The organism is Flavonifractor sp. An92 (genome assembly GCF_002159175.1).
Classification (GTDB): Bacteria; Bacillota; Clostridia; order Oscillospirales; family Oscillospiraceae; genus Pseudoflavonifractor_A.
The window spans coordinates 1-5,807 of the sequence record NZ_NFGZ01000051.1 but is presented as its reverse complement, the minus strand read 5'-3'; the positions used below and the strand labels follow the sequence as shown (position 1 = coordinate 5,807).

Annotated in this window: 11 protein-coding genes and 1 pseudogene; 1 reads left to right on the top strand and 11 read right to left on the bottom strand. The window is 68.5% G+C overall.

The window, feature by feature from the left end:
- Nucleotides 1–95: 95 nt before the first annotated feature.
- The 8 genes from B5G43_RS16760 to B5G43_RS16730 all read right to left on the bottom strand — a co-directional run bounded on the left by B5G43_RS16760 (nt 96) and on the right by B5G43_RS16730 (nt 2,875).
- Nucleotides 96–470 carry an HNH endonuclease gene (locus B5G43_RS16760; protein ID WP_087263343.1) on the bottom strand — a complete coding sequence of 125 codons (375 nt, stop codon included), beginning with the start codon at nt 468–470 and terminating at the stop codon, nt 96–98.
- A 59-nt stretch (nt 471–529) separates the two neighbouring features.
- Nucleotides 530–679 carry a cysteine-rich KTR domain-containing protein gene (locus B5G43_RS16755; RefSeq protein WP_242960656.1) on the bottom strand — a complete coding sequence of 50 codons (150 nt, stop codon included), beginning with the start codon at nt 677–679 and terminating at the stop codon, nt 530–532.
- Nucleotides 680–765: 86 nt separating this feature from the next.
- Nucleotides 766–1,560 carry a hypothetical protein gene (locus tag B5G43_RS16750; protein ID WP_087263339.1) on the bottom strand — a complete coding sequence of 265 codons (795 nt, stop codon included), beginning with the start codon at nt 1,558–1,560 and terminating at the stop codon, nt 766–768.
- Nucleotides 1,561–1,564: 4 nt separating this feature from the next.
- Nucleotides 1,565–1,825 (bottom strand): hypothetical protein, encoded by a 261-nt coding sequence (locus B5G43_RS16745; RefSeq protein ID WP_087263337.1) that lies wholly within the window; start codon nt 1,823–1,825, stop codon nt 1,565–1,567.
- A gap of 10 nt (nt 1,826–1,835) precedes the next feature.
- Nucleotides 1,836–2,045, bottom strand: coding sequence for a hypothetical protein (locus tag B5G43_RS16740; RefSeq protein ID WP_087263335.1), 210 nt, complete (start codon nt 2,043–2,045; stop codon nt 1,836–1,838).
- A complete protein-coding gene (locus B5G43_RS17525; RefSeq protein WP_164488747.1) occupies nt 2,038–2,214 on the bottom strand; it encodes a hypothetical protein in 177 nt (58 codons plus the stop codon). Before B5G43_RS17525 ends, B5G43_RS16740 begins: the two co-directional genes overlap by 8 nt.
- Nucleotides 2,204–2,647, bottom strand: coding sequence for a hypothetical protein (locus B5G43_RS16735; protein WP_087263333.1), 444 nt, complete (start codon nt 2,645–2,647; stop codon nt 2,204–2,206). The genes B5G43_RS17525 and B5G43_RS16735 overlap by 11 nt, the downstream gene beginning before the upstream one ends.
- Before the next feature lie 12 nt (nt 2,648–2,659).
- Nucleotides 2,660–2,875 (bottom strand): hypothetical protein, encoded by a 216-nt coding sequence (locus B5G43_RS16730; RefSeq protein ID WP_087263331.1) that lies wholly within the window; start codon nt 2,873–2,875, stop codon nt 2,660–2,662.
- A gap of 65 nt (nt 2,876–2,940) precedes the next feature.
- Here B5G43_RS16730 and B5G43_RS16725 point away from each other — a divergent pair, with 65 nt between their 5' ends.
- Entirely contained in the window at nt 2,941–3,138 is a 198-nt protein-coding gene (locus B5G43_RS16725) for a hypothetical protein (RefSeq protein ID WP_087263329.1), read from the top strand.
- Between the two features lie 33 nt (nt 3,139–3,171).
- Here the strand turns inward: B5G43_RS16725 and B5G43_RS16720 are convergent, their stop codons facing one another.
- From B5G43_RS16720 to B5G43_RS17445, 3 genes and pseudogenes are all read right to left on the bottom strand, one after another.
- On the bottom strand, nt 3,172–4,644 hold the full coding sequence (locus B5G43_RS16720) for a ParB/RepB/Spo0J family partition protein (protein WP_087263327.1): 1,473 nt from the start codon (nt 4,642–4,644) through the stop codon (nt 3,172–3,174).
- Nucleotides 4,644–5,405 (bottom strand): ParA family protein, encoded by a 762-nt coding sequence (locus B5G43_RS16715; RefSeq protein WP_087263325.1) that lies wholly within the window; start codon nt 5,403–5,405, stop codon nt 4,644–4,646. The genes B5G43_RS16720 and B5G43_RS16715 overlap by 1 nt, the downstream gene beginning before the upstream one ends.
- A 34-nt stretch (nt 5,406–5,439) precedes the next feature.
- A pseudogene (locus B5G43_RS17445) lies at nt 5,440–5,807 on the bottom strand (hypothetical protein); the annotation flags it as partial.

The following is a 5,807-nucleotide window of genomic DNA, read 5'->3' as shown; positions in this document are numbered from 1 at the left end:
CCCGCAAGCCGCAGGCTTGCCGCGCCCCCGCCCGGGCGCAGCGGGAGCGCGGGCGCGCACCCAAGCGTCCCGCCCCTTCTGCTCCGGCCCGCCGCTCAGGAGCGGGCGTTTTTCCGCCGTTCCTCCGCCTGTTCCCGGGCGGTCTTGCGGTCGTGGCAGTGCTTGCACAGGCTCTGGTGGTTGGCCGGATCGACGAAGAGCTGCCAGTCCCCCCGGTGGGGCGTGATGTGGTCCACTACGGTGGCCCGGGTGCGGGAGCCCTGGTGCCGGGCGCACTCCCGGCACCAGGGCTCCCGCAGGAGCTGGGCGGGCCGCAGGTCGTCGGTCCAGACGCGCAGGTTATACCAGCCGTGGTACTCCGCCGAGGTCCGACGGGGCGCCTTGGCCGGCTTGTGCTTGGGGCAGTACCCCTCCCGGGTGAGCTCCGGGCACCCCGGGTGCCGGCAGGGCCGGAGCGGCTTTAAGGCCACGGGCTATCACCTCCGGGCAAAACAAAAAGCCAGCACCCGACCTCATCCCACACTGGGGATCATGTCGGGCACTGGCTAAGAAAGCACTGGCCACTCTCGATATCCACGATGTACGTCGCCTTGCAGTGACGGCACCAGAGCTGTAAGTTTCTGGCTACGGTCTCCGGCCGGACCGCCTGGCTCGTACGCAGCTTGCAGGACGGACACATCACATATCCATCCTTGATGACAAGTTTACCACAGTTCGAGGCATGTTGCAACATTTGTTCTCCTTTTCTCCGGGCGTTTTCACTTGTTACACCGGGTTTCCAGACCGAATAAAGACGCGAGGGCTATTTTCTTTTCGCTTGCGCGGTGGCCTGGTTCCTTTCCTCTCCTTTCGCTCGGGCAGATAGTATTTAATGGTGACGAACTCGCCGAACTCGTTCCGGATGGGCGGCGGCGCGCTGAGGATGATGGCACCCGGCGGCGCCACGGCGGTGAGGTGGTCCCGGACAATCTCGGTCTCCACTGCCGCCTTTTTGAGGCCCAGCGACGCCGACCAGTTGCGGGCGCCGGTCTCCGGCTTGCCCAGCTCCCGGGGCTCTTTGGTCAAGTAGCGGGCCAGGGCCTCATAGCCCTCCCAGTCGTCCAGGGCGTCCAGCTCCACATTGCCGTGGGTCCAGAGGGAGCGGAGCACCTCCAGGTCATCGCCGGTACCGTTGAGCACCATGTGGTGATGGAGCCGCCCGCCCTCCGAGGAGAGCTGCTCGGTGACGTAGACATACCGGGTGGGCTGGCCCCGGGCCCGGCGATGGGCCCGGATCTGGACGATGAGCTTCTTCACCCGCTTCACAGCGTCGGCGCGGGTGGCCGGTAGGTGCCCATCCTCATAGGTCAGGGTGAGGACCAGGTCCCGGCGGCCGAAGTTGGCCGCCAGGATCTGCTCCAGCTTCTGCCAGGACTTGCGGGCGTTCACCCGGTCCTGGGCGGCGGTGGAGATCTCCCGCAGGGCGATGCGCTCCCGGTCCGAGCTGCGGGGCGTCGGGATGGTGTAGCAGCCCACGATCACCAGCCGCCCGGCGGTGATGGTTTTCAGTCGCTTGGCCAACCCCTCACCTCACTTGCTCGAACCGCTTGCGGATCAGCCCGGCCCAGGGCGGCGTGTCGGTCTGCCCGGCCCGGGCCAGCATGGCGGTGACAGCGGCCGCCACTTCCCTGCCCGCCTGTTCTACGCCGTCCTGATTGGTGAGGTACGGCCCTCCGGCGTCGCCGCCGTGCTCCATGCACTCGGCAGAGAACCGGTCCAGCGCCCCCGCCAGCTCCCGCTCCTCCGGGCGCTCCGGGGTAAACCCGGCATCATAGTCGTATTTCATGTCAGTCCCCCTAAAATTCCCGTGGTTTCTGGGTGATGCGGAGCAGGGCCTCCTGGGTCTCCGTACGCTGCGGCGTCCGCAGGGCCTCAATGGCAAGCGTGTAATACTCCCGTTCCGCCTCCAGCTCAGCCTTCAGGGTAGGCGAGCAGGCCGGCAGCACCTGGTCCGTGTCCCGGATCAGCCCCTCAAAGTGGGCGATGGCGTTCTGACGTCTATCCATGCTCTCTCCCCTCCCCGGTACGCAGGGAGAGCATCTTCTCCCGCACCAGCTTATCCACCACCCGGCCGATCTCCTGGTAGCCGCAGATTTTGGCCAGATCCTCCAGGTGCCACAGGGTCTGCGCCGTCACCAGAATGCGGATGCGGCGCTGGTTGGTCCTACGGCTCATTCCGGCTCACCTCCCCGGTGTCCAACTTGGACACCCGATCCAGGGCCCGCCCGGCAGCGCGCCAGTCGCTGAGGGGATAGGCCACCGTACCGGCGGCCATGTTGCGGAGCATGGTCTCGGTGACCTCCGGCAGCCCCGCCTGGGCCACCGCCCGAAAGCACCCCAGCCCATGGGCGCGGCGGTAGGCCTTCAGCTTCTCCTGAATGGCCCGCTTCTCCTCGGCGCCTCGGCCGGTAGGGACGGCGGAGGGCTCCTCCGGGGCGTCCGGCCCGGCGTTCTCCTCTCCCGGCTCGGGAAGGGCGAGCACCTCCAATTCCATCCCATCCGGCACCACCAGCACACCCTGGTGCAGGCTCTCCACCACATAGTCCCGCAGCTCCTCCAGGGCCTCCCGCTTCAGCTGCGGAGCGCGGACGATCAGCACATCGCGCATGGTATTCCCCTCCTATCCCGGCCGGTACAGCGGGCAGGCCACCACCAGGTAGCTCTCCACGCTGCGGACGTGTTTCTTCTTTTTGTCGGTGGGCTGGAGCCGGATGTCCCGGCGGATCGCGCTCCAGCCCTCCACGGGCTTCCCTGACTGGGACCAGGGACAGCCCCGCTCCCCGTCTGCGCTTGGCACCGCGTTGGCGCAGCTCCAGCACAAGGTTTGGATATTCAAGATGCAAACCTCCTCTTCTCCCCTCCCCGGTCCTCTGCTATAATGGGCCCAAAGGAGGGAATGGCATGAAAGACTTTCTCCGGCTCGCCCGCCGGTTCCGCGGGTTTTTCTGGCTGGGCGCGGCCACGTCTGGGGTCATCTATTATTTCGAGGATCATATCCCGAGAAAGCCCACCGGAGACGCCCTGCTGTTCGGCGTGGTCGCCGTGGTCTGTCTCTTCGCCGCCCTGTTCCTTACGCTCTGGGAGGACGACCCCAAATAGGCCCTCTGCCGCCCCCGTTTGGGGGCGGCTTTTTCATTCCTCCGTCCGGGTCCAGGTCATGGACTCCGGCAGGGCCGGGCAGGGCATCCACAGCTTCACGGCCACGTGCAGGCCGAAGCCCCCCGCCGCCGGGTCCTCCCACTGCCGCTTCGCCCGGTTCCACCAGTAGAGCCCGCCGCCCCGGTGGAGCGGCCCGGTGACGCACCAGTACAGCCCGCTCTCTTCGGGCTCCTCCGGCCACCAGTGCCAGGGCTCTTCCCCGGTTCCGGCGGGTCGGAGCTCTTCGGTGAGCTCCAGCACATAGTCCGCGGAACAGCGGAGGGTCCGGGCCAGCCCGGCGGGGTCGGAGAAGGACCGGGGCGCCAGGTCGTTCCCGTAAAAGTACCGTTCCCGGAACTCGCCCGCCGCGTAGTCCCGCAGCTCCTCCACCGTCAGCTCCGGGCGGTAGTCCTGGAGGTGGAGCGGGGTCTGGTCGTCCAGCCCCGCCGCCTCCGCCGCCCGGAGGAGCCGCGCCGCGCTGTGCTGGATGGCCGCCCGGTACTCCCGCTGCTGCTGTTCCCGCCGCTCCTCCTCGGTGCGGGCGGCGTCCTCCCGCCCCTCCTTGCGCAGAGCCTTGGCCTTGGCGCACATCCGGTCGCAGGCGTAACAGCTGCTCTTGGCCCGGCTGCACGTCAGGCAGCACGTCTCCCCCAGGCAGAGCTCAAAGGGGTTCTCCGCGTCGTGCCGGAGGAAGGCGTCCCCCCGGCGGCAGGGGCTCCCGTCCGGGCAGGAGAAGCTGGGCTCCCACACCGCTCCGGAGGAGGTGGCCTCCAGCAGCCGCTCCGCCGCGCACCCGGTGAGGGGTTTCTGCCCGCAGATCCGGAAGAGCCGCTCCTGGAGTTCCTCCGGCATCCGGGCCAGGGCGTAGGCGGTCTGTTCCGGCAGGGCGTCCCGCTGGAACTGGCCCAGCCACTCCCCGATCAGGCGCTCCCGGATGACCTTCAGCCGGGCCAGCTTGGGGGCGGACACCCGGCAGGCCGCCGCCACCTGGTCCCGCATCCGGCCGGGGAACTGGTAGCCCTGCTCCTTGAGGCGGTAGAGCAGCTCCTCCACCTGCTGGGCCTGGCGGGCGGTCTCGGCTGGGGTGAGCACCCGGGTGGAGGAATTGGCCAGGATGAGCCGCAGCTCCCGCAGCTCCGGGGAGGCCGGGTCGGTCTCCACCAGGCAGGGCACGGTGCGCCACTTGGCCTCCTCCTCCGCCAGGAGGGCCAGGGCCGCCCGCCGCCGGTGGCCGGAGACGATGGTGTAGCGGCCATGCTCCCCTTCCCGCACCCGGAGGGGCTGCTGGAGCCCGCAGAGCTGGATGTTGGCGGCCAGCTCCTCCACGCCGTCCAGGGAGTAGAAATTCCCCGGGTCCTGGTCCAGCCGGTCCAGGGAGATGTACTGGAGCTGTTCCCGGGTGTCCAAGTCGGACACCTCCCCCACCGCGGCGGTAAAGGCGGCGGCGAGGTCGAACTTGCGGCCCATCACGGCTCCTCCAGCAGCTCCGCGGCGAAGGCCCGGTAGTCCTGGGCGGCAGCGGAGCGGGGCGACCAGCTCACCACCGGCTCTCCGGTCCAGGTGGACTCGTCCACTTTCGGGGAGCGGCGGATGTGGGCGGCAAAGACCCGGCAGGGGGCGTGCTGGCGGAGGAGGGCCTCCCCCTGCTCCACGGCGTCGCAGCGGTACCAGACGGTGGGCAGCACGCCGGCGATGTGGACGTCGGGATAGATCCGGCGCAGGCGGCCGATCTGGGCGGTGAGCTCCGCCATGCCCCGCACCGAGTAGGCGTCTAGCTTGATGGGGATGACCACGTGGGTGGAGGCGGCGATGGCGGCGGCGCAGGCCGGGGACAGGGCGGGCGGACAGTCCAGCACCATCACGTCGCAGGCGTCGTCCTCGGTCAGCACGTCCCGCAGCTCCCGCAGAGCGGCCAGGCGGGGGCGGCGGCCCTCCAGGAGATCGGCGTCCAGGTTGCGCAGGGCGTCGCCGGCGGGCAGGACGGAGAGGCCCCGGATGGCGCTCTCGTAGACCAGGGCCCGGTAGTCCGTCTCCTCCCCCACCAGCAGCCGCTCCAGGGTGTTGTACTCCCCCGGCGGGAGGAGGGACTGGGTGGCGTTGGCCTGGGGGTCGCAGTCCACCAGCAGCACACGCCGGCCGTACTCGGCGGCCAGGATGGCCGACAGGTTCACGGCGGTGACGGTCTTACCCACGCCCCCTTTCAGGTTCACAATAGCGATGGTTTTCATGGTTATGTAACCTCCTTTGTGGTGTTGGGATGTGCTATTTGTCGGGGAACGGGTCCTCCTCCGGGGACACTCCCTCGTCCGGGAGCTTGATCTGGGTGTAGACATGCTCCCAGCCGTAGCGCTTTTTGGGGTCGCCGGTCCCGGTCTTGTAAAACCGTTTGCTCAACGGCTCAAAGCTGAGGGTGATGGCCTTGCTGCGCTCGCCGAAGAAGCGGTTTTTCAGGATGGACAGCATGGTGTCGTACTTGTCCCCCTGGTCCTGGGCCCGGGACACGGAAAAGACGTTGTCGGCAAGGTTGGTCACGTCGGCGATGCCCGCCACCGCGTCGGAGTCGTCGATGCGCTCGGTCTTGCGGGGGTGGGCCACCAGGTGGACGTGGGCTCCGGCGCTCTTGGCGAAGG